The 20,840-nt window shown below is 54.9% G+C and carries 20 protein-coding genes; 10 read left to right on the top strand and 10 right to left on the bottom strand.

Annotated features, from left to right (window positions below; all coding sequences use genetic code 11):
• Nucleotides 1–69 precede the first annotated feature (69 nt).
• Entirely contained in the window at nucleotides 70–669 is a 600-nt protein-coding gene (gene ribA / locus AC3DKE_RS07405; protein WP_340676094.1) for a GTP cyclohydrolase II, read from the top strand.
• Nucleotides 666–1,997, top strand: coding sequence for a tryptophan--tRNA ligase (locus AC3DKE_RS07400; RefSeq protein WP_340676095.1), 1,332 nt, complete (start codon nucleotides 666–668; stop codon nucleotides 1,995–1,997). The genes ribA and AC3DKE_RS07400 overlap by 4 nt, the downstream gene beginning before the upstream one ends.
• Before the next feature lie 22 nt (nucleotides 1,998–2,019).
• Here AC3DKE_RS07400 and AC3DKE_RS07395 read toward each other — a convergent pair whose 3' ends face one another.
• From AC3DKE_RS07395 to AC3DKE_RS07375, 5 genes are all read right to left on the bottom strand, one after another.
• On the bottom strand, nucleotides 2,020–2,448 hold the full coding sequence (locus AC3DKE_RS07395) for a CBS domain-containing protein (protein ID WP_487990318.1): 429 nt from the start codon (nucleotides 2,446–2,448) through the stop codon (nucleotides 2,020–2,022).
• A gap of 87 nt (nucleotides 2,449–2,535) precedes the next feature.
• The gene (locus AC3DKE_RS07390; protein ID WP_487990332.1) at nucleotides 2,536–4,530 is read right to left on the bottom strand and encodes a 1-deoxy-D-xylulose-5-phosphate synthase; all 1,995 of its coding nucleotides are present in this window, start codon (nucleotides 4,528–4,530) and stop codon (nucleotides 2,536–2,538) included.
• A gap of 38 nt (nucleotides 4,531–4,568) precedes the next feature.
• On the bottom strand, nucleotides 4,569–5,522 hold the full coding sequence (locus AC3DKE_RS07385; RefSeq protein ID WP_411729513.1) for a polyprenyl synthetase family protein: 954 nt from the start codon (nucleotides 5,520–5,522) through the stop codon (nucleotides 4,569–4,571).
• A 5-nt stretch (nucleotides 5,523–5,527) separates the two neighbouring features.
• On the bottom strand, nucleotides 5,528–5,779 hold the full coding sequence (locus AC3DKE_RS07380; protein WP_340676098.1) for an exodeoxyribonuclease VII small subunit: 252 nt from the start codon (nucleotides 5,777–5,779) through the stop codon (nucleotides 5,528–5,530).
• 54 nt (nucleotides 5,780–5,833) lie between these two features.
• Nucleotides 5,834–7,873, bottom strand: a complete 2,040-nt coding sequence (locus AC3DKE_RS07375; RefSeq protein WP_379071172.1) for a TonB-dependent receptor — start codon at nucleotides 7,871–7,873, stop codon at nucleotides 5,834–5,836.
• Nucleotides 7,874–8,001: 128 nt separating this feature from the next.
• Between AC3DKE_RS07375 and AC3DKE_RS07370 the strand changes: the two genes are divergently transcribed.
• Together AC3DKE_RS07370 and AC3DKE_RS07365 are read left to right on the top strand one after the other, a co-directional pair.
• A complete protein-coding gene (locus AC3DKE_RS07370) occupies nucleotides 8,002–8,493 on the top strand; it encodes a hypothetical protein (protein WP_340676100.1) in 492 nt (163 codons plus the stop codon).
• 12 nt (nucleotides 8,494–8,505) lie between these two features.
• Nucleotides 8,506–9,288: a TetR/AcrR family transcriptional regulator gene (locus AC3DKE_RS07365; RefSeq protein WP_340676101.1), complete on the top strand. Its 783-nt coding sequence runs from the start codon at nucleotides 8,506–8,508 to the stop codon at nucleotides 9,286–9,288.
• Here AC3DKE_RS07365 and mtgA read toward each other — a convergent pair.
• Together mtgA and AC3DKE_RS07355 are read right to left on the bottom strand one after the other, a co-directional pair.
• Nucleotides 9,248–9,982, bottom strand: coding sequence for a monofunctional biosynthetic peptidoglycan transglycosylase (gene mtgA, locus AC3DKE_RS07360; protein ID WP_379071168.1), 735 nt, complete (start codon nucleotides 9,980–9,982; stop codon nucleotides 9,248–9,250). The genes AC3DKE_RS07365 and mtgA overlap by 41 nt on opposite strands.
• 4 nt (nucleotides 9,983–9,986) lie before the next feature.
• On the bottom strand, nucleotides 9,987–10,997 hold the full coding sequence (locus AC3DKE_RS07355) for a class 1 fructose-bisphosphatase (protein ID WP_340676103.1): 1,011 nt from the start codon (nucleotides 10,995–10,997) through the stop codon (nucleotides 9,987–9,989).
• Nucleotides 10,998–11,150: 153 nt separating this feature from the next.
• Between AC3DKE_RS07355 and mscL the strand changes: the two genes are divergently transcribed.
• From mscL to AC3DKE_RS07325, 6 genes are all read left to right on the top strand, one after another.
• A complete protein-coding gene (gene mscL, locus AC3DKE_RS07350; protein WP_340676104.1) occupies nucleotides 11,151–11,564 on the top strand; it encodes a large-conductance mechanosensitive channel protein MscL in 414 nt (137 codons plus the stop codon).
• 4 nt (nucleotides 11,565–11,568) lie between these two features.
• Complete coding sequence (locus AC3DKE_RS07345; protein ID WP_379071164.1) at nucleotides 11,569–13,002, top strand: patatin-like phospholipase family protein; 1,434 nt, start codon at nucleotides 11,569–11,571, stop codon at nucleotides 13,000–13,002.
• 96 nt (nucleotides 13,003–13,098) lie between these two features.
• Nucleotides 13,099–14,187, top strand: a complete 1,089-nt coding sequence (locus AC3DKE_RS07340; protein WP_340676106.1) for a ferredoxin reductase — start codon at nucleotides 13,099–13,101, stop codon at nucleotides 14,185–14,187.
• Between the two features lie 25 nt (nucleotides 14,188–14,212).
• The gene (locus AC3DKE_RS07335) at nucleotides 14,213–15,331 is read left to right on the top strand and encodes a fatty acid desaturase family protein (RefSeq protein ID WP_487990314.1); all 1,119 of its coding nucleotides are present in this window, start codon (nucleotides 14,213–14,215) and stop codon (nucleotides 15,329–15,331) included.
• A gap of 3 nt (nucleotides 15,332–15,334) precedes the next feature.
• Nucleotides 15,335–16,498 carry an esterase/lipase family protein gene (locus AC3DKE_RS07330; RefSeq protein WP_340676107.1) on the top strand — a complete coding sequence of 388 codons (1,164 nt, stop codon included), beginning with the start codon at nucleotides 15,335–15,337 and terminating at the stop codon, nucleotides 16,496–16,498.
• A gap of 48 nt (nucleotides 16,499–16,546) precedes the next feature.
• Entirely contained in the window at nucleotides 16,547–17,164 is a 618-nt protein-coding gene (locus AC3DKE_RS07325) for a class I SAM-dependent methyltransferase (RefSeq protein ID WP_484216611.1), read from the top strand.
• A gap of 40 nt (nucleotides 17,165–17,204) precedes the next feature.
• On the opposite strand, the gene AC3DKE_RS07320 is transcribed toward AC3DKE_RS07325, so the two are convergent.
• From AC3DKE_RS07320 to AC3DKE_RS07310, 3 genes are all read right to left on the bottom strand, one after another.
• Complete coding sequence (locus tag AC3DKE_RS07320) at nucleotides 17,205–18,113, bottom strand: transglutaminase family protein (RefSeq protein ID WP_487990312.1); 909 nt, start codon at nucleotides 18,111–18,113, stop codon at nucleotides 17,205–17,207.
• Nucleotides 18,113–20,584: a circularly permuted type 2 ATP-grasp protein gene (locus AC3DKE_RS07315; RefSeq protein WP_379071155.1), complete on the bottom strand. Its 2,472-nt coding sequence runs from the start codon at nucleotides 20,582–20,584 to the stop codon at nucleotides 18,113–18,115. The genes AC3DKE_RS07320 and AC3DKE_RS07315 overlap by 1 nt, the downstream gene beginning before the upstream one ends.
• 27 nt (nucleotides 20,585–20,611) lie before the next feature.
• Nucleotides 20,612–20,840: transglutaminase family protein (locus tag AC3DKE_RS07310; protein WP_487990310.1), on the bottom strand; the 229-nt coding region annotated here is incomplete at its 5' end.

Below are 20,840 nucleotides of genomic sequence, written 5' to 3'. Positions count from 1 at the left end.
GCGAGTCTGCCGCAGAGGGGCGCAGTTTTGCTACACTCTGCACCCCCTGCGTTGACCGGAGCCGATCTGGTGGCCTTTGAATTTGTAGCTGCATCCCGCTTGCCGACACAGTTTGGCGAGTTTTCCATTCATGCATTCCAAGATAGCGCCTCTGGCAAAGAGCATATTGCCCTGAGCATGGGCACGCTTGATGACGGCGAGCCAGTGCTAATGCGCGTGCATTCGGAATGCTTAACGGGGGACAGCTTTGGCAGTTTGCGTTGCGATTGCGGCCCGCAGTTACATGCCGCCATGCAGCAAATCAGTGAGTTAGGTCGCGGCGTTATTTTGTATTTACGACAAGAAGGCCGAGGCATTGGTCTGGTCAATAAAATCCGCGCCTATGCCTTGCAAGATGCTGGTGCCGACACCGTTGAGGCCAATGAGCAACTCGGTTTTGGCGCTGATTTACGCGAATACGCCATGTGCGAAGACATGCTGCGGCATTTAGGCGTAACTCGTGTGCGCCTGCTAACTAATAATCCAAAGAAGGTTGATGGCCTGCGTGCTGTAGGCATCGATGTCATTGAGCGCGTGGCTTTGTTTGTTGGCGGCAACCCGCACAACGAAGGCTATATGCAAACTAAGACCGATAAAATGGGCCATATGCTGGCGCCGGAGAAGTCATGAGCGTGCGTGTTCTCACCGGCATTACCACTACCGGCATCCCACATTTGGGTAATTACGCCGGCGCTATTCGCCCAGCGGTTGCCGCTAGCCGCGAGAGCGGTGTCGATGCCTTTTATTTTCTTGCTGATTATCACGCGTTGATCAAATGCGATGACCCCGCGCGCATCGCTCAGTCGCGCTTGTCTATCGCCGCAACGTGGTTGGCCTGTGGCTTGGATGCTGAGCGCGCCACGTTTTATCGGCAATCAGATATTCCTGAAACCACCGAGCTGAACTGGCTGCTGACTTGTGTTGCTGGCAAAGGCTTGTTGAATCGTGCGCACGCCTATAAGGCTGCAGTAACGGCGAATGTCGATGCGGGCCAAGATGCCGATGCCGGCGTGACCATGGGTCTGTATAGCTATCCTGTGCTAATGGCCGCCGATATTTTGCTGTTCAATGCCCATCGCGTGCCGGTCGGTCGCGACCAAATTCAGCATGTGGAAATGGCGCGTGATATCGCCCAACGCTTTAACCATGTCTTCGGCAAAGGTCGCGACTATTTCACGCTGCCCGATGCTGTTGTTGATGAGCAAGTGGCGACGCTACCCGGCCTTGATGGCCGCAAAATGTCGAAAAGCTACGACAACACCATCCCGCTATTTTCTACCGCGAAGCAGTTGAAAACTGCAATTTCGCGCATCGTTACCGACTCGCGTTTGCCCGGTGAGGCCAAGGATGCCGACAGCTCGCATCTATTCCAAATCTACCGCGGCTTTGCCAGCAATGAGTCCAGCGCCGAGTTCCGCCAGAGCCTGCTCGATGGCATGGGCTGGGGCGATGCCAAGCAACAGCTCTTTGCCTTGCTCGATGCCGAGCTAGCGCCGGGTCGCGAGCACTACAATGCCTTGCTGCAACGACCAGATGATCTTGAAGATATCTTGCTAGCAGGCGCGGCTAAAGCGCGTGCGATTGCGCAACCATTTTTAGCGGAATTACGCGAAGCAGTAGGCTTGCAAAGCTTTCGTAGCAAAGCGGCTAACAGCACAGCGAAAGTGAAAAAAACGACGAATGCTGCGCGCGTGGTTAGTGCTCGCGATAACGATGGTCAGTTCCGTTTCCGTCTGCGCAATGCCGCCGGCGATGTGCTGCTAACCAGCATCGCCTTTGCCGATGGCAAAAGTGCCGGTCTAGCGGCGAAAGCCATGATTCAAGGCAGTGATGAATGGCAGAGCAGCGAGTCTGCTTGTGCGCTGTGGCAGGCTGGCGTATTGGTGGCTGAGTGCGAAGCGGAGCTGGCTGATGCAGCGGTTATCGCCTTAGCCGAACTGCGCGCTTTAGAAGATTAACTGCCCAGGCGGCAGTGGCTAGTTAAGTAGCCACTGCGCTAGCGGGATCTCGTTTTTGCGCAAGATCATGGAGTGCCCGCAGCACATCGCGGCGACTAATCTGACCGACTACTACGCCCAAGTCATCAACTACGGGCAAGCGTCGGCGCCCACGTTTTTGAAACAAATCAGCAGCATCTAAAATACTTTGGCTAGGATGAATGGAGTCGATGCCAATACTCATGACATCGCGCACTAGGCCTGAGCTCATGTCGTAATAACCCGACTGCAAAAGGTCGCTCAGGCAGTCAGCCTCAGAAAACATACCAATTAGTTCGCCATTTTGAACCACGGGCGCGCCAGATATTTTGTGCTGCAGCAGGGTTTTGATGGCGGCATCTATACTAACTTCAGGGCTGAGCACGATGGGCTGTTTAGCCATGTAATGGTCGACACGGATATCATGCAGCATCTAGCGACCTCGACTTAACGACTATGGTTATCGAGTCATGGCCTAAGTCGAGGGCAGGGTCAAGTGGCTTGCGCCCAGTGACAGTTTTTAGTGGCCGAGCTGCGTGCGAGCAAGGCGTTCGCCGATGGCGCGCACAATGCCATCGCGATCGAGACCGCAGGCGGCATGCATTTGCACAGGCGAGGCGTGTTCGATATAGGCGTCGCGAATGCCGATGGTGAGTAGGCCGCAGTGGTAGCCATTGGCGTGCAGCCACTCGCCGACAGCTGAGCCGGCTCCGCCCATCACCGCGTGCTCTTCAACACTGACCAATAGGCTGTGGCTGTTGGCAAGTTCGACTAAGCAGGCTTCATCTAGCGGTTTTACCCAGCGCATATCAACGATGGTGGGCGTTGCTAGACCTAGTTTTTTTAGCTCATCGGCGGCCTGTGTCACGGCTTCTAGGCGCGAGCCGAAGTTAAGGATGGCAACTTCAACGCCACGACGTAGCGTGCGTGCGCGGCCAATGGCTGGCAGCTCAGTGCTTGCGTTGATAGCTGCGCCAGTGCCGGTACCGCGCGGATAGCGCACCGCCGATGGGCCTTGGTGTTGCCACGCGGCTTCGAGCAGGGCGTGGCATTCGGCTTCATCGCTGGGCGCGGCGATGATCATATTGGGGATGCAGCGCAGGAATGCGAGGTCGTAGGCGCCGGCATGCGTCGGACCATCTTCGCCAACTAAGCCGGCACGATCGATGGCAAAAGTGACATCGAGATTTTGCAGGGCAACGTCGTGAATGAGCTGGTCATAGCCGCGTTGTAGAAACGTCGAGTAGATGGCGACAACGGGTTTCAAACCTTCGCAGGCAAGGCCGGCGGCAAAGGTTACTGCGTGCTGCTCGGCAATCGCCACGTCGTGATAGCGCTCGGGATATTGTGCGGCAAAACTCACCATGCCTGAGCCTTCGCACATGGCTGGCGTGATGCCGACCAAGCGCAAGTCTTTCGCGGCAGCTGCGCAAAGCCAGTCGCCGAAAACATCGGAGTATTTTTTCGGCTTCGGCGCGACAGCCGCAACTACATGAGCGGCGCTGGCTGTGGCATCAATAGAACTAGCCGCTGTTTTCTTCGCCTTAGCAGTGGGCTCTGCTGCACGCTCGGTCACTGGCGCAATTTTGCTAATCGCGTGATAGCCAATTGGGTCAGCTTCGGCCGGCGCAAAACCTTTACCTTTGGTGGTAAACACATGCAGCAGCTGTGGCCCTTTCGCCTCGCTTAAATTGGCGATGGTCTCGATAAGCTCATCGAGGTTGTGGCCATCAATCGGGCCAACATAGTTAAAGCCGATGGACTCAAACAAGGCGCCGGGCGCATCGGTGACCATGGTCTTCATTTGTTCTTCGGTGCGGCGAACAAAGTTCATCGCGGTAGGCATCGATTGCAGCACGCGCTTGCCGCCTTCACGTAGCGCGATATAGCTTTTGCTTGCCCAAATACGCGAGAAATAATTCGACAGGCCGCCGACTGCATTTGAAATCGACATTTGGTTGTCGTTCAAAATCACCAGCATATTGGCATTTTGATGTGCAGCGTCATTTAGCGCTTCGAAGGCCATGCCCGCCGTCATTGCGCCATCGCCAATAACGGCAACCACTTTACGCTCACTGCCAGTGAGCTCGGCGGCACGTGCCATGCCCAGTGCGGCAGAAATCGATGTTGACGAGTGGCCAACGCCAAAGGTGTCGTAAGGCGATTCTTCGCGGCGTGGAAATGCAGCAAGGCCATCTTGCTGGCGCATGGTGAGCATTTGCTCTTTGCGACCAGTTAAAATTTTGTGCGGATAGGTCTGATGGCCAACGTCCCAGACAACTCTGTCCTGAGGCGTGTTGTAGACATAATGCAGGGCAATGGTGAGCTCAATAACGCCTAAGCCGGCACCAAAGTGACCGCCTGTTTGACCCGTGCTCCAGAGCATAAACTCGCGTAATTCGCGGGCCAGTTCAGGCAGCGCGTCGACCGGTAACTCACGCAGTTTATCCGGCGTCGGCACTTGGTCGAGCAGGGGCGTAAGCGGTCGATTCAGCGGAATTTCGTGGAACATCAGAGGCCTTCCTGAGCAGATGGGCGAATTATACCCATTCGTCAGTGATCGCGCGCGAGTAAGTAGTTTGCCAGCGTGCGTAATGGTTCTGCGGGCTCGCCCAATGGCGCGAGTGCGGCCAAGGCATCATCGGTGAGTTGGCGCGCTAAAGCTTGCGCTGCTCCTAAGCCCAGTAGTGCAGGGTAGGTGGCTTTCGCATGTGCGGCGTCGGCGCCAGATTGCTTGCCAAGCGTGGCGGTGTCGCCGATGACATCAAGCACGTCATCGTGGACTTGGAAGGCTAGACCTAAAGCATCGGCGTAATGATCAAGTGCTGCGAGTTGAGCCTCGCTGGCGTTGCCAGCAAGCGCGCCTAAACGCACGGCGGCGCGAATCAGAGCGCCGGTCTTGTAGCGATGAATTTGACTGAGGGCATCGACGGTGATGCTTTGGCCTTCGGCGGCGAGGTCGAGGCGTTGGCCATAAACCATGTCGCGTGCGGCCTGAGCCAGTGCGCGCGTTTGCTCGGCGGCGATTAGTGCGTGTGCGCTTGAGGATACACGTGCCGCGTCTGCCTTCGGCGCATCAACTAGCCCGTCGCTTAGTGCGCAAAAGGCCAGAGCTTGCAGCGCATCGCCGGCTAAAAGTGCTGTGGCCTCATCGAACTGGCGATGGCAGGTGGGCTGGCCACGGCGCAGATTATCGTCATCCATGCAGGGTAAGTCGTCGTGCACTAGTGAGTAGCCATGAATGCACTCGACGGATAATGCCGCCGATTCAGCGGCCTGCCAGCTGCCGCCGACGCTTAAGCACGCGCCCCAAGCTAAAGCTGGTCGCACGCGCTTGCCGCCATTGGCCATGGCGTAGTCTATGGCGGCGTTAAGCCGCTCATCATGGCCCTGATGGCGTGCGAGAAAGTCCTGCAGCAGAGGTGTAAAGCGAGTCTGCGTCTGAACTAAAAGCTCTGGCAGCGAAGCGGCCGCTAACGATGTAGCGGCCTCAGATGCGATGGGCATGGTGCTTAGCTATCGTCGCGCGGTGTGAATGCCTCGGTGTCGAGGCTGCCATCGCGCTTGGCGAGTAGCAGCTGCACTTTTTGCTCGGCGGCATCTAGCGATTGCTGGCATTGGCGGGTGAGGCGCACGCCTTCTTCGAAGGCTTTTAGTGCATCTTCCAATGGCAAGTCGCCGCCTTCTAAGCGCTGCACTTGCGACTCTAGTTCGGCGAGCGCGCGCTCAAAATCGACAGGCTTTGCTTGCGTTGCGTCCGTCATCGCGGCTCTCCGTTTTTCGCACAAAATTGAATGCGCTATTTAACCATGCCACGGCTAAAACTTATATCGCAAGCCTACGACGCCGCCACGCCCTGGCGCTGGCACGGCATCCTTAATGAACGATGTGGCGCGGCGAATATCATCATCGAGCAAGTTAGTGCCTTGCACGAAAACACTGGCCTCGCTGCTGCCATGACGGTGCAGCACTACGCTGACATCGGCATTCAGCAGGCCATAACCGGCAGTTTGCGTGTCGAGGCGACCTGGGCGATCTTGATCCATGGCCTGAACATAGCTGATGTTGGCGCTGGTGGCTTTAAAGTGGCCATGCAAGCTCAGGCCATAGCGTGCCGGAGTTAGACGTGGCGCAGGAGCATCGCCAGTCGAAGTTTCGATGGTGCCACGCACGGCATCGGTAAAGCCGCGAATGCTCAGCTGTACGGGGCCGTCGGTTTCATTTAAAAGCGCATAGTTGGCGGCGAGTTCGTAGCCGCTGAAGCGAGCGCGATTTTGACGATAGTTGATCAACAAGAACTCGCCGGCAGCATTGACAGTGCCATCGTCTTCAACTCGTGTTGGATTGCCGAGGCCATCGTCGACTTCACTGGCATAAATATAATTGCGTGCCTGCTTGTGAAATACGCTGGCCTCGAAGCCAAAGCGGCCTTGGTGATGATCAAAGCCAATCTCCAAATCTTGACTCTGTTCTAAGCGCAGCTGAGCGCCGCCAACTTCGAAGGTTCCAGTGGCGGCGTGAGGGCCTTGGGCATACAACTCCTCAATGGCCGGTGCACGTTCAGCATGCGTTAGCGTGATACGTAAGTGGCTGTTTTCGCTGATGTCATAAAGATTGCCTAACGATGCACTGACCGGCGTAAAGTCACGAGCAACGGCTCCTTCTGGGTCCATTCGTACGCTTTCCACCCGCGCACCTAACTCAATTTTATTGCGGCCAAAGCGGCGCTCTTCCAGCACAAAAAGTCCAGCCTGCTGGCTTTTGGTTGCCGGCACATAAGCCTCATCGCCAATGGCGGCAAATTCGCGTTGACCTAATTGCACACCGACCACGCCACGAAAGCCGGCAATAGGCTGATGCACAGCTTCAATGCGTGCCTGCGTTTCATTATTGGTGAAGCGTGTGCCGGCAGTGGCGGCATCTTCAAACTCGGTGTGGCCATAGCGCGAGTCGCTGATCTTGAAGCGTAGAGACTCCAATGCTGAAATAGGGTCACGAAGCAGCGCCTGTGCGTCGTAGCGGCGCTGGCGCATAACGATAAATGCTTCATCCTCCACCGGCAGGCCATAACGTTGGTCGTATTGGCTGGCGGAGAAGCCAAAGGCATTGCCTGCATCGCTGATATAGCTATAGCCGAGTGCGCCGTTATCGAGGTCGTTGGCGCTATTGGCGAGGCGGCCTTGGCTCGGACTGCTGCCATCCACAGCCGCATTGCCTGGAATGGCGTAGTTTTCGCTGCGGCTACGGGTTCCGTCGATATGCCATTGGTGATTGCCTTGGCCATAGTTGATGTCGGCCGCGCCTAGAGCGTTGCGTGCGTTGGAGCCTTGGCTCGCCTCTAGCGATCCTGAAAAGCCTTCGGTTACCTCGGTGGCAAGGCGCGAGTCGGTGACATTGACCACGCCGCCAGAGGCGCTGCTGCCGTAAAGCAGGCTCGCGGGGCCTTTAATAATTTCGATTTGGCGCGCGATTAAGGGGTTGATGGTGACCGCATGATCGGGGCTGAGCGCCGACACATCCATGGCGCTAATGCCGTTGGCGAGCACATCGACGCGTGGACCAGATTGTCCGCGAATGACCGGACGTGATGCCCCAGCGCCAAAGTCGCCGGTGCTAATGCCGGGCTCATTTGCTAAAGTTTCGCCAATGCTTGCGCGCTTCTTACTGGCCAAGTCTTCACCGCTCAAAACTGCAATAGGCTGTACTAACTCATCGGCAGTGCGGCCTAAAGGGCTGGCGCTAATGGTTATTTCGAGTAATGGCTTGGCTTCTGGGGTGTTGGCCAAACTCATGCCGCTAGCTAATGCAGTAAGGGCAAAAAGACTTAAAGGTGTAGAGCGATAAAGGCGGGCGCGCATTAAACATATCTCCGGTGGCTGATGGCCGATATGTTATACCATAACATTTTTAGTGCAAGCCCTAAGACTATTCGGCAGGCATCATCGACTGCGTTATGATGCGGCATCGATGATTAAGGGGTGCATCTGTGTCCGTAACCAAGCCATTTACCGAGGCCGAGCTGGCCCAAATTAAAAAAGACTGTCAGCGCAAAGTGCGTCGCATAGCGTGGGTCTCTGCCGGCGCAGCCATTGTGCCAGTGCCTTTATTTGATGTGGTATTTGATGTCGGCGTGTTGATTAAAGTTGTGCCTGAGATCAATCAGCGCTTCGGCCTTGAGCCTGAACAAATTGCGCAGATGTCAGATGAGACGCGCATTCAAGTATGGAAGCGGCGCGCTGAGCGCGGCAGCGAGTTGATTGGTATGGTCGTTACCCGCGAGCTGATTCGTCGCAGCCTGCAAGGCATGGGTACGCGCATTGTGGCGAAGCAAGTGACGAAATTTATTCCGTTAGGTGGGCAAATTGTCGCCGCAACTTTGGGTTATTGGATCATGCGCAAGTTGGCCATGAGCCATGTTGATGATTGCTACGAAGTTGCGCTAACGGCTAATGGCCATAGTCCGAAAGCGAAGCGCTAACCTGGAAATAGCATGATCGATGAGTCGCCGAAAAAACCAAGCAAGCAGGCCGCCGAAGTGAAGGCCTCTTCCGCGAAAACCGCTGCTGCTAAAAATCCTGCTGCGAAGAAAGCTGCCGAGAAAAAGCCATCAGCCGATCGCGGCAGACGCTATCGCGGCGTCAGTGAAGAGGCGCGACAAGCTGAGCGCCGCCAACGCTTTGTCGAGGCAGGGCTGACCGTGTTTGGTTCGCGGGGTTATCACAGCTCCACGGTGCGCAGTATTTGTGCTGAAGCAGGGCTGACTGAGCGCTATTTTTACGAATCATTCTCCAATAGCGAAGACTTGCTTTGCGTGGTCTACGACTACACCAATCAGCGTGTACGCGAGCGCGTATTGGCTGCTGTGATGGATGCACCGCGCGATGTCTCAGCCATGGCCTACGCCACCTTGGTGGCGTTTCTTAGCATCATGCGTGATGACCCACGGATGGCTCAGCTATTATTTGTTGAGGTGCTAGGAGTGAGCGAGCGTGTCGATCAGCGCTACCGCAAAAGCGTCGAAGACTTTGCCCAGCTCATGCAGCTTATGGTGGCTCCACTGCTTGACGCGAAAGCCTTGCCGGCACCTTTGCAGCCCGACATTTTATCGGTGGCGATGCTGGGCTCGGTGATTACCGTGGTTTCGCGCTGGATGATCAATGGCTTTCAAGAGCCCATCGACACCATCGCGGAAAACTTGCACGTTGTCTTAGTTGCGATGATGCGCCATTTGGTTATTTTGGCGGACGCACCTGATGCATCCGCTTCGAAATAGTCGCAGTACGGCGGTTCAAATAGCGCGTGCTGCGATGCTTATCGTAGTAGCGCGGGTTGGGGATCATCGCAGCTAGTTTCGCCGCTTGTTGCGGGCTTAGATTATTCGCGGAAACGCCGAAATAATGCCGTGCGGCGGCTTCGGCACCAAACACACCATCGCCCCATTCGATCACATTTAGATAAATTTCGAAGATACGCCGCTTATCTAAGCGCTGTTCGATCATCAGCGTGATGATGGCTTCTTCGCCTTTGCGCAAGGGCGAGCGCGAGCCTGATAAAAATAGGTTTTTCGCCAGCTGCTGCGAAATTGTAGAGCCGCCGGCAACAATGCGACCCTTCTTAATATTTTTCTTCCACGCTACCTCAATGCCATCCCAGTCGAAGCCTTCGTGCTGAGTGAAGCCACTATCTTCTGCGACCATTACCGCGCGTTTTAATGAGCCTGAGATACGCTCATACGGCACCCATTTATGCTTCAGTGCCGCGTCCGGATTTTGCTGCTGCATGGCATCTAGGCGAGCACTCATAAACGCCGTCGACTGCACCGGCCGACTTTCCCACCACCAAATCTGCGCATATACCCATGCGTGCCAAGCCAGCACCATGGTTAGCGAGAGCAGCACTAAGCGCCCAAGCAAACGCCGCCACAGCGGCTTGGCTTTGCGCCGCGTGCTTTTCGTGTTTTTACGCATACGTTTAAGCACTATGCAGGCGGGTCAACTCAGCGATTTCTTCGCTAGCACCAAGCATCACCGGCACGCGTTGGTGCAGGCCGCTAGGCTGAATATCCATGATGCGCTGATGACCGGTGCTGGCCTCGCCGCCGGCTTGCTCGACCAACCAAGCCATTGGGTTTGCCTCATACATCAGGCGTAATTTGCCGCCTTTGCTGGCCATTTTGCTATCGAGTGGATAGAGAAATACGCCGCCACGACAGAGTAGGCGATGGACATCGGCGACCATTGCGGCAACCCAACGCATATTGAAATCTTTCGCGCGCGGGCCGGTTTTGCCGGCGAGCAAATCCGCGACATAGCTCTGCACCGGTGCTTCCCAAAAGCGCTGATTCGACATATTGATGGCGAACTCCTGCGTTTGCGCGGGCAGAGTTAAGTTTTCTTGGGTGAGCAGGAGCTCGCCGCTGTAGCGATCGAGCGTGAAGGCATGCACGCCATGGCCTAGGGTAAGAATGAACTGCGTTGATGGGCCATAAATGGCATAGCCAGCGGCAACTTGGGCGCTGCCGGGCTGTAAAAACACGGAGGCATCGCGGGCATCGCAGCCGTTTGGTGCCGGCAGCACAGAGAAAATGGTGCCTACGGGCGCATTGATGTCGATGTTTGATGAGCCATCGAGCGGATCAAATAAGAGTAAGTAAGCGCCTTCGCTGCCCGGGTGTGGCACAGGGAATGGGTCGTCCATTTCTTCCGAAGCCATACCGGCTAGGTGGCTGCCGTCGCTATGTAGCTGTAGCAAAATATCATTGGCGATGACGTCGAGCTTTTTCTGATCTTCACCTTGCACATTTTCGCTGCCGGCAGCGCCAAGCACGCCAGCGAGCGCACCTTGGCCAATGGCGGCGCCAATACGACGACAGGCTTCAGCCGTGACCATCAGGGTTTGGATGAGATTAGCGGGCAGGGCGCCATGGCCGCGGCTTGAGTCATGCAGCCAGTCGGTGAAGGTAATGTGTTGCTCTGTGGTCATGTCGCGGCCCTGTTTGAGTCAATAATGTAGGCAGTATAGCAGTGCACTAGATGACTGCGAGCGATGGAAAACTCTGTTTCGGGCTAGACGCTTTTGTCATTGCACCGTTTAATAGGCGCCTGCCACTCGGCTGAGCAACCTAGGAGGCCTCTAATGAGCCTGATCCAAGAATTCCGTCAGTTTGCTATTAAAGGCAATGTGATTGATCTCGCTGTCGGCATCATCATTGGTGCTGCATTTGGCAAAATCGTATCGTCGTTTGTTGGCGATATTGTCATGCCACCTATTGGTGTCTTAGTTGGCGGTGTCAGCTTTGTTGACCTTGCGGTAGTGCTAAAAGAAGCAGTTGGTGATCAACCCGCTGTGCTACTGAACTACGGTAAGTTTCTGCAAACATTACTAGATTTCTTCATCGTTGCATTCTCAGTGATGATGGCTGTGAAAGGCATCAACTCGATGAAGCGCAAACCTGAGCCAGCACCTGAGAAGGCCGCAGCGCCAGTTCCGCCAACGCCACAAGAGCAGCTCTTGATGGAAATTCGCGACCTATTGAAACAAAAAGGCTAAAGCCATGAGTCTGAGCGAGGAAGACGCCTTACTGCGCATTAAGCGAATGGAGGCCTCGCTCATTCGTAGCCATCTTGCGCACAGCGATGTGCTGCCGAAAGCGGACTACCAGCTTCTGCGCTATGCCTTAGTGCTGGCACGCTTGCGAGCGTTTAGCCCCGGTGCTGCAGGCCCTCGTGGCGAACAGCGTGAAGTACGTAAAGAGGTCACGCTCAATACCTCGCCGGTGTCGAGCTTGCGCCAGCTTTTGCTAGACACGCTCTATGTTCCGCTGCGGGAACAACGCAATATATTGCTGCGCTTAAGCCAAGCACGTCAGCAAGTCGACGGTGTGCGTACGGCGACCGCGCAGGCGCGGCGTGAACTCATTGCAACACATGCCCACGACTTTAGTGCTGCCGAACTCGATGCCGAGCTTTGCCACAAAGTTTTGGTGCTGATGCCGGGTGGCGGTGGTGGCTCTGGCTTTGTCTATATTGGCTTAGTCGCGCGCTTAAAGGCTGAGGGCTTGATGCCCTCGTATATCGTCGGTGCGTCCATTGGTGCCTTGCTTGGCGGCCTGATGGCACGAGATGCTGAGCCTGATATTGATGCCTTGATGGCCTGGGGCAAGGGTCTGCGCATGCGGCAGATTTTCTCGCGACCTACCATCGGTGGTGCCTTGAGTTTGCCTGGTGCCGTGCGCCTGCATTTGCGTGGCATGGATCAAATGCTGCGTCATCCGGATGGCTCGCCGCTGCGCATCAAAGACTTGGCCATTCCCTACGATGCATTGATAGCCGGCGTAAAACTCTCGGCCTACCGTGATTTGCCTGCCGCTCCTGAGCGCCGTAGCCATATGCTGGGCGCACCGCTAGTGGTGGCAGAGCGCATGTTGCAGCTGCTGAGCTACTTCAGTCCGCACGTTGCCAAAGGTATCGTTCTGGGCCGAGATGAAGTCACGCGTGAGATGCGCGTTGTCGATGCCATTGGTTTGTCTTCGGCGATTCCCGGTGTGTTGCAATACGCACCTTGGCGAGAAGATGCGCATAGCCTGAAAATTCTCAGCGATCTGCGTGAAACGCATAAATTACGCGCCTTCATGGATGGCGGCACGGTGGCAAATGTGCCGGCTCGCGCCGCTTGGAAGGGTGTGCAGTCGGGCCGTATTGGCACCCGTAATGCTTACTATCTAGCGCTGGACTGTTTCCATCCGCAATGGAGTGCAGGCCATGCTTGGCTGATCCCCGTAACGCAGGCTATTCAGGCGCAATTACCGGCGCAGCGGCCCTATTACGATTGGCTAGTTCGCTTTCAGCCAACACCATCGCCAGTGAATTTATTGCCCACCGAAGCGGTGTTCGATAAGGCATTTCAATGGGGGTGGCAGCAAGCGGATGCCATTTTGCCGCAACTACATGAGGCCCTAAAGCCATTGCAAGTGCCTGATTTTACTTAAGCTAAAAGCTTATTTAAAAAATTGAGTGTACAAGTGTTGACCTAAAATAAGTACATGTGTACTCTGAGTGTGTAGATGTTCACTTGGAGACGCAAAATGTCGTCGCAATTTGTCTTACCCTCATTTGTTGGTCGTGTCGTTAAGTCTGTAGTGACCCCTTCGGTCATCGACTTCTGGGCCGCCGAGTTAGGCCTTGATAGCCGTGTTGAGCGCACCGTTTGCCGCGTCGTTGCGCGCTGGATGGAAACAGCCGACACTGTTACTTTGGTCGTTAAACCTAATCGTAATTTCTCTGGCTTCAAGGCTGGTCAGCACGTCAACCTCAGCGTAGAGATTGACGGCATTCGCCATACTCGCAGCTATAGCTTCAGCGAAGCGCCTGCGGCAACTGGCTTACTCGCCATTACCGTGAAAAAAGTACCGAATGGTCGCGTTAGTAATTACTTAGTCGATCGGGTAAGTGTTGGCGATCGCATTGAGCTCGGCCAAGCTTTTGGTGACATGACCTTTGCTCAAGGCGCACCAGAAAAAATCGTCATGCTCGCAGCCGGTAGCGGTGTTACGCCTTTGATGAGCCTGCTGCGTGAGCTTGCGCAACAACAAATGCCCAGTGATGTGGTGTTTATGTTTTGGGCGCGTACACGTGCTGATCTGATTTTCCGCACCGAGCTAGAGGTGCTAGCAGCGCAATACCCGCAGCTTCGATTAGTGCCGATTTATGAGCATGAGACCGAGCTGCAAGCTGGCGACTTAACTGGTCGTCCATGCGCCGAGCATTTTGCTGATATTGCCGACATGAATGAACGCACGGTATATGCCTGCGGCCCAACCGGCTTTATGAACGCTGTGCAGACATTGGTTGCCGATCAAGCGCAGGTGTTTCATGCCGAAGCCTTTACGCCGCCAGTGTTTGTTCCCAGCAGCACAGAGACCGTACGCGTGTTCTTGAAGAAGTCCAATAAGCATGTCGATTTGCCACAAGGCATGCCGCTACTCGACGCGCTTGAAGCACAAGGCATCAAGCCAAATTCGGGTTGCCGTATGGGCATTTGTAACACTTGCGCCTGTGGCAAGTCTGGTGGCGTGACACGCAACTTATTAACCCAAGAATTAGATGTCGATGACACTGCTAGCTTACGCATCTGCGTTAATGCCGCTGTCGGCGACCTCACTTTAGATTTGTAATGCCACAGGCATTCGGAGAAATATCATGAGCAAGAGCCGTCAGTTGAGCCCAGCAGAAATCGAAGCCTTTGGTGCCGAAGTTGATGCCATTAAGCAGCGCCATTTAGCCGATGTTGGCGAGCGTGATGCAAGCTATATTCGCAAGATCGAAAAAGCTGTGCGCTATACCGAAATAGCCGGTCGCGGTCTGTTGATGGCCGGCATTTTCCCGCCCGCATTTGTTGCCGGTGCGACACTGCTAGGTGTGTCGAAAATTCTCGACAATATGGAACTTGGCCATAACGTCATGCATGGTCAGTACGACTTTATGCAAGATCCGCGCTTTAGTGGCCAGACGTTTGAGTGGGACACTTGGTGCACCGCCGATAACTGGCGCTATAGCCACAACTTCATGCACCACACCTACACCAATGTGCTCGGCAAAGATCACGATATTGGCTATGGCGTGCTGCGTATTTTCCCTGAGCAAAAATGGGAGCCACGTTTCTTGGCTAACCCTGTGCTAGCCGTCACGCTAGCCGTACTTTTCGAAAACTTATTAGCACTGCAAACTCTGGAGACAGAGAAAGTTCTGGCTGGTGAGAAAACTTGGAAAGAATGGTTTAAGCAAGGCAAACCAACATTCCGTAAAGGCTTTAAGCAAGTCGCGAAAGACTATGTATTTTTCCCCTTGCTGGCCGGCCCATTCTTTTTGCCGGTATTGGCGGGGAACTTTATCGCCAACATCATGCGTAATTTGTGGACCTTCACCATCATTTTCTGTGGTCACTTTACTGAAGATGCCGAAGTGTTTGCCATTGAGACACTAGAAAATGAAACACGTGGTCAATGGTATTTGCGCCAGATGCGTGGCTCGTCGAACCTCACTGGCGGCAAGCTATTTCACATCATGAGCGGCAATTTAAGCCATCAAATCGAGCACCATTTATTCCCAGAAGTGCCGGCACATCGTTATGCCGAAATGTCGGTGGAAATGCGCGAAATCGCCAAGCGCTATGGCCAGAACTACAACAGTGCTTCACTGGTAAAACAGTTCAGCACAGTCGCTGGTCGTATCTTGCGCCATGCCTTACCTAGCTCGCCTAAAAAGGCGCTAACCGTGCTCGCGGCTGAGGGAAAAGTCAGCTTGGCGCAGGCGGCTTAAGCCATGCGTTTAGCCTTATGGAGTAGCAAGGGCGTGGCGCATTTGGCCATGCACTCGGCGGCTGAGATCACGGAGCTGGTTACCGAAATGCACGGCACCATTAAGCGTGTGCCATTGCCCTTGGGTGCTGGCCTTAGTGATGCTCGTGCCGCGGCGCCATTTCCATATCGACTCATCTCCGGCGTGTTTCGTCAGTTGGCGCGCGGTATTGGCATGTTGCCGGTGCATGCCGACCTGACATACCAACCGCCATATGCATTGCCGATCATCAGTGCGTTAAATGGTGTCTGCGGCGATAAGCTGGCGCGCTGGCAAAGCCCGCTAGCGCTGCCGATGAGCTTGCGCGATAGCGAAGGCCATGCCATTGCTTGGGGTGATCTCACAGGCGCTACGCCGAACACAAAAATCGCGCTATACATTCATGGCTTGTGCATGAGCGATCGCGAATGGCAAGCGCCTACCAAGCAAGCTACCGATGAATTGATGCGCAGCAAAGGCTGGCAAACTGGCCATCTGCGCTACAACAGCGGCCGTGCGATTTGGCAAAATGGTGCAGATTTGGCGAACTGGTTGGAAGCAGCCAATGCGGCTTATCCGGCTCGCGAAATTGTGCTTATTGGCCATAGCATGGGCGGCCTGCTAATGCGTAGTGCCTTTGCCTATGCGCAGGATCATGGCCAAAGCTGGCCGGCACGAGTAAGCAAAGCTGCGTATTTAGCGACACCACATTTGGGCGCGCCACTGGAGCGCGCTGGCAATCGTCTCAATACTTTGCTCGGTCATTCGCCTTACACCGCGCCATTTATGCGCTTGGGCAATATCCGTAGCGCAGCAATTAAGGATCTGCGTTACGGCTTCATCAGCCAAGTCGAGCATGAGCAAACGCAAGACATCGGTTCGCGCGATCATCGTCTGCAATTAAATCCATTACCCGATGGCATGGCGCATTTGCTGATAGCCGGCAGCCGTAATCCGGAAGCTGCAAAAAACTGGGTCGGCGATGGCTTAGTGCCGCTCTATAGCGCACTTGGCCAACACAACCGCGCCGAGAAAACACTGCTCGCGGAAAATATCACACGCTTGTGCTTCGACCATGTCGATCACCTTGCCATGCTGAGCGATGTTCGCGTTTGGGATGCGCTCACCGACTGGTGGCTAGCGCCCTAAGGCGGAATGCGTTACAACCCATGACATCATTTTCAATGAGTTGATGTCATGGGTTTCTACGATAAGCATATTCTTCCGCATCTAATTAACTGCGCCTGCGGTTTGCCCGCAATGATGGGGCAGCGCGCGAAACTGATTCCGTTGGCGACAGGACGCGTCATTGAGTTAGGCATCGGCACCGGACTTAATCTGCCATTTTATGATGCGAAAAAAGTCAGCGCGATTATCGGCGTTGACCCCGCCGTAGGCATGCATAAAAAAGCCCGCGAGCGCGCTGAGCAAATCAGTATCCCCGTCGAAACCGTAGCGCTAGAGCTAGAGCAAATTGCGGCCGAAGACGATAGCTTCGACACTGCCGTGAGCACATTCACTCTCTGTACAATTCCTGATGCTATTGCTGCGTTGCACGAGGTTCGTCGCGTGCTGAAGCCTGGTGGTGAGCTGCTATTTTGTGAGCATGGCAAGTCACCGGATGCTGGCGTCTATGCTTGGCAGCAGCGTATTCAGCCATTTTGGAAACCTATGGCTGGCGGCTGTCATTTAGATCGTGATATTCCAGCGATTATTGAGCAGGGCGGCTTTCGCATCGTGGAGATGGAAAAACGCTATTTGAAAGGGCCGAAGCCGATGACGTATGTTTTTCGTGGTCGCGCTGTGGCGGTGTAATCGATCCAGTCGCTAAGATGACTGAGTGTTCGCCCTTTGCTTATGCCTCTGGCAGCAGTTGATCTTCATAGGGCGCTACCGTCACGCGCACGGTGAGTTCATGATGACCGCCACCATGAATCACGCCGCGTAAGGGCGAGATGTCGGTGAAGTCACGACCCCAGGCAAGCGTGATGTGCTGTTGGCTCGGACTAATATTATTGGTCGGGTCGAAGTCCATCCAACCCTGTGATGGACACCAAACTGATACCCAGGCATGCGAAGCATCGGCACCAATCAGGCGAGCCTGACCGGGTGGCGGCTGAGTTAGTAAGTAACCACTAACGTAACGTGCCGGTAGGCCGTAGGCGCGTAAGCACGCAATCATGAGCTGGGCAAAGTCTTGGCAGACGCCGCGCTTTTTGCGCAGTACCTCAAGCAACGGTGTGCCAATATCAGTTGCCTCAGGATCAAAGGTTAGTTCAGTAAATATACGCTGCATCAGTGCGTGGGCGACCTGAAAAATTGGTCGGCCGGGGACAAAGCAGGGTGCGGCCCAGTCGGCAAACTCATGCTTAATTCGAATAAGCGGCGACTCATGCCGGAAAATTAGAGCGTCGCGTTGCTCTGGGGTCAGTGCAGCTGAGCCCGGATAACGACACATCGCGGTAACCACCTGCCATGGCAGGCTTGAAGACAGCGCCACAGGCTTGCGGGCTAGCACAGAAATATCGAGCTCGCTGATCAAGCTCAAGTGCTGATGCGGTTGATTAAGTTCTATGGTTTGGTTTGGATTGCCGAAGCTGTCGTTGCTCGTCTGGCTAAAGTCCGGAGCCGGCTGGATATTGATGTGCGCCGTATGAATTTGCTGCCAAGCCAGCGGCCGTGGTGCTAAGTGCAGTACTTGCTGCGAGAGCAAGACCAGCTGCTGATAATCGTAAAGGGTTTCGTGGCGAATACGGTAGCGCATCAGCTTGAGCTCATCTGTTGGCTATCGTCATCGACATGGGCGAAAAACTGTAATGCAATGCCATTGCCAGCGCCAAGAGCGGCGCCTTGAATATCGGCAATCAAGGGGCTGAGTCGTTTTAAGCAGCGTTGTAGTCGATCAGGAAAGCCTAACTCACCCTCAATAACTGACAAGTCCAAGCTAAGCAGATCATCGTGTGCGCTTTGCATTAGTGGGAGGTCACGACTACCTAAGTCGCGCATCATGCTAAGCAAATGGGTGATCTGATGGCCAAGGCCATGCGGGTTGCTAGGGTCAAGTAGCAGTAGGTCGAGCACGGGCAGCCATTGCGCCTGAGTTAAATAGCGCAGCCGATAAGTAATGCGGCTATTGGCCATTTCCAGTAGCCAGTCAAGGCTTTCGCTGGCCTCATTGGCGGGGCTATCGAGCACTGTCATGATCAGTTGCGCTTGGCCTTGTAGCCGTTCGAGGCGGCGACCTAGCATTAGAAAGCGCCAGCTTACATCTTGCGTCATGTCATCGAAGGCAAAGCCGGATAGCGCCGATAGTGTGGTCATTAGGCGGTCAATAAAATTCAACGCTGAGGCTGGATCGAGCACATCAGGGCTGAGTTGGCGCGCCTCGGCCTCAAGCTCAACAATAGCCTGCCAATTTTCCTGCGATAAGTAGCGATGCACTTGGCTACTGGCGAGCACTAGCGCGCGCAGTGTTGACAGCAGATCAGGATGACTGCCGTTGCTATGCACACTGCTGAGCAGCTGCTGTGTAAGTTCATCTTCAGTGCTAAACAGCTCTAAGCTCTGGCCATAATGTAGCGCCAGCATCAGCCCTAAGCCTTGGCTTGGATCTGCTTCCATGTGACGAATTAACGTTGAACGAATGAGCCGTGCGTGATGGTCGGCGCGTTCAGCGTAGCGTCCAAGCCAAAACAGATTTTCAGCGATGCGTGAGGGCAGGTAGGGATCAATACGGCGCAGGTCGCGTATGTGTATGCGCTTACCTTGAGGCAAGTGTTGGCGAGGTTTAGCGCTAAAACAAACCCAGGTATCTTTGCTAGTGCCGCCGCGCTGCATCGACACCATATCATCGTGAGAATTGGCAGCGACGCGCGTGAGAGCCCCGGGCATCACTACATAGCCAGACTCTGTTGCTACGGCATACACGCGCATACCGCAGGCATGATTATTAAAGCGCTGGCTGTCGCGATGCCACATAGGTGCTTGCGCGAGCTGCATGCGTTCTTGTGCGAGATAGACATATGGGCGCTGGCGTATGCGCTCGCATAGGTCTTTCCGTGCAGCAGGAGACAGGTCGCGACCAAAGACGGGATCAAAGCGTTGCGAGCTAAACACGGGTTTAAACACCAACTCATCTATGCGCTCAAGTGCTTCTTCCATAACTGCTGGCTCGCCACACCACCATGTCGCTACTGAAGGCAAGCTTAAGGGTGCGCCCAGCAGACGCTCGCTAATGGCTGGCAGAAAGCCCAACAGACCCTGCGACTCCAGTACCCCACTGCCCAAGGCATTTGCAATGAGCACATGGCCGGCGCGTGCAACGGCAAGCAGGCCAGGCACGCCTAGCGCTGACTCATTGCGAAGCTCTAAAGGGTCACAGTAGCTATCGTCTAAGCGGCGATAGATTGCATGTACGCGCTTGAGGCCAGTCAATGTTTTCAAATAAACATAGGGTTGGCGCACACTTAAGTCATGACCTTCAACAAGAGGAATGCCGAGATGGCGTGCGAGATAGACATGCTCAAAGTAGGTTTCGCTATAGCGGCCTGGGCTGAGCAATACCACCAAGGGTGATTCATCGTCACAGGGTGCTTGACGCTTTAGCGTAGCGAGTAGCGTATCGAAAAATGGTGATAAGGATTGCACACCAAGGCTGCGAAATGCCTCGGGAAACGCGCGCGCGACTACCTGTCGATTTTCGAAAGCATACCCAGCACCGCTAGGCGCTTGCGTACGATCGGCCATTAGCCACCATTGGCCATCGCCGGCTCGCGCGAGATCAGCGGCATAGACATGGACATAGCAGCCTTTCGGCGGTTTGACATCACGGCAGGCGGTTAAATAGTTGGGGTGGCCAAAGACTAGTTCGGGTGGCAGCAAGCCCTCATTGAGCAAATGTTGTGGGCCGTAAATATCTTGTGCTACGGCATTGAGCAGGTGCGCGCGCTGAGCAACGCCGTCAGCAATGATCTGCCACTCTTCAGGCGGAATAAGGTTTGGTACGGCCCCGACGCGCCAACTATGTTCTTGATTCTCGCCATAGAGCGCGTAGGTAACACCATTTTCTTGGATGCGTCGGGTCACAAGATCATCACGCTGCTGCATCTGCGCGGGACTGAGCTTGCCCAGTGCGTCAGCCATGGGCTGCCAGTGCGGGCGCAGCTTACCGTCGGCACTGAACAGTTCATGGTAACGACCGGGTTGCGGGCGCAGAGAATTTAGCAAGGAAGTCATGGTGGCCTATCAGCTAAGTATGCGGCGTTAGGTCGGCCTAACGTGGCGCAAATCTACCATGAACGGGTGCTCTCGGCGTGGCGGCAATGTCGTGATGCTCACTTTGCCGCCACTATGGCCATGGCGCATAAAGCGCGCCAAACGCCGACCTTCAGCCTCATAGGCATTGATTGGTGCGCCTTCATAGCTGCGTCCGCCCGGATGCATAACGTGATACTGGCAACCACCGAGCGCACGATCATGCCAAGTGTCGATA

It is taken from the genome of Paraperlucidibaca sp., assembly GCF_982810325.1.
The sequence above is the reverse complement of the archived record's forward strand: the minus strand, read 5'-3'. Positions and strand labels throughout refer to the sequence as shown.